General features: G+C 74.3%; 1 protein-coding gene and 1 pseudogene. Both read right to left on the bottom strand.

What is annotated here, in order from left to right; all coding sequences use genetic code 11:
• A pseudogene (locus RIF68_RS35350) lies at positions 1-437 on the bottom strand (hypothetical protein); the annotation flags it as partial.
• Positions 438-700: 263 nt separating this feature from the next.
• The gene (locus RIF68_RS35345; RefSeq protein ID WP_309055678.1) at positions 701-1,834 is read right to left on the bottom strand and encodes an acyl-CoA dehydrogenase family protein; all 1,134 of its coding nucleotides are present in this window, start codon (positions 1,832-1,834) and stop codon (positions 701-703) included.
• Positions 1,835-2,006: the final 172 nt, after the last annotated feature.

The raw sequence follows: 2,006 nt of genomic DNA, 5'->3' as shown, positions 1-2,006 counted from the left end.
CACGTCGGTTCGGGCGCCTCGGTCGTCGGGGCGGCGGTGGGCTCGGGCGCCTCGGTCGTCGCCTCCGTCGTCGGTTCGGGAACCGGCTCCGTCGACGGCGCGGCCGACGAGGACGCGGCCGTCGGAGCGGGGGTCGGGGTGGGGCTGGGGCCCGGGGGCTCCGTGGTGGCGGGTGCCGTGGCCGTCGAGACGGGCTTCGGATCGTCCGTCTTCCGCTGCTCGGGGTCGTCCATGAGCAGGGCGAGGAGGAACCACAGGGCCGAGAGGACCGTGGCCACGATCTTGGTCCGGGTGGTCCAGCGGCTCAGCCACGCCAGGGCGATACCGGCCGGCGGGAAGACCACCAGCAGGACGATGACCAGAGCGGGGTGCTGCCACCAGCGGCGGGGCGGAGCCCAGGGCGGAGGAGGGGGGTACGGCGTGTTGTGCTGGTACACGTGGGTGCTCCCGGAGGGATCAGGCCGCTAGGGGGTGTCGCGGGAGCGTACACAGGTCCTCCACAAGCGGGGGCCGGTTTACCGAAATCGGCGGGTGAGACGGCGGTCCAGGGCCGCCTGCGCCGTCGCCGTCCAGCGGACCGGCCGGTGGAGCGGCACCGCCGGGCCGCCGCCGGACCGCCCGGCAGCGCCAGGAAGGCGCGCACGGCCTTCCGGAGGTCGCTGCGGGCGACACGGGTGGGACCACGGCTCGAACCGCCGGTTCAGTACGACTTGGGCAGGCCCAGGGAGTGGACGGAGACGTAGTTCAGGATCATCTCCCGGCTGACCGGCGCGATCCGGGCCACCCGGGCCGCCGTGATCAGCCGGGCGAGGCCGAACTCCTTGGTCAGGCCGTTGCCGCCGAGCGTGTGGACGGCCGTGTCGACCGCCTTCACGCACGCCTCCGCCGCCGCGTACTTCGCCATGTTGGCGGCCTCGCCCGCGCCCGTGTCGTCGCCCGCGTCGTACAGCCGCGCGGCCTTCCGCATCATCAGGCGGGCGAGTTCGAGGTCGATGTGGGCCTGGGCGAGCGGGTGGGCGATGGCCTGGTGGGAGCCGATGGGCGCCTTCCACACCTGCCGTTCCTTCGCGTACGCCACGGCCCGGCCGAGGGCGTACCGGCCCATGCCGATCGCGAACGCGGCCGTCATGATCCGCTCCGGGTTGAGCCCGGCGAACAGCTGGAGCAGGCCCGCGTCCTCGTCGCCGACGAGCGCGTCGGCCGGCAGGCGCACGTCGTCCAGGGTGAGTTCGAACTGCTTCTCGTGGGCGTCGAGTTCCATCTCGATGTGCCGGCGGCCGAAGCCGGGCGTGTCCCTCGGGACGATGAACAGGCAGGCCTTGAGGCTGCCGGTGCGGGCGTCGGAGGTACGGCCGACGATCAGCGTCGCGTCCGCGATGTCCACGCCCGAGACGAAGACCTTCCGGCCGTTCAGGGCCCAGCCGTCCTCGGTGCGGGTGGCGGTGGTGGTGATGCGGTGCGCGTTGGATCCGGCGTCGGGCTCGGTGATGCCGAAGGCCATGGTGCGGGTGCCGTCGGCCAGGCCCGGCAGCCACGCGCGTTTCTGCGCGTCCGTGCCGAAGCGGGCGATGACCGTGCCGCAGATGGCGGGCGAGACGACCATCATGAGCAGCGGGGCCCCGGCGGCGCCCGCCTCCTCCAGGACGATGGACAGTTCGCCGATGCCGCCGCCCCCGCCCCCGTACTCCTCGGGCAGGTTCACCCCGAGGTAGCCGAGCTTCCCGGCCTCCGCCCACAGGGTGGCCCGGTCGAAGCCGGGGCCGTGGCGGTGGCCGAGGGCGGAGACGGCGGCGCGGAGCGCGGTGTGCTCGGCGGGCTCGATGTCGGTGCTCATGCTGACGGGTCCTCCTGTGCTTCGGTCGGTACGGGGGACGGCGCGCCCGGCGGTACGGGGGACGGCACGCCCGGCGACGCGGCGGCCGGGGTCCCGGCCGGTGCGGTGTCCGGAGCTTCCGGCTGCCGTACGGGGCGCGTCCCGGCCGGTTCGGCGGGCTGTACGACGGCGA

Source organism: Streptomyces sp. (assembly GCF_031178505.1).
In the GTDB taxonomy this organism is placed as follows: domain Bacteria; phylum Actinomycetota; class Actinomycetes; order Streptomycetales; family Streptomycetaceae; genus Streptomyces; species Streptomyces gulbargensis.
This window is presented reverse-complemented; position numbering and strand designations above follow the sequence as displayed.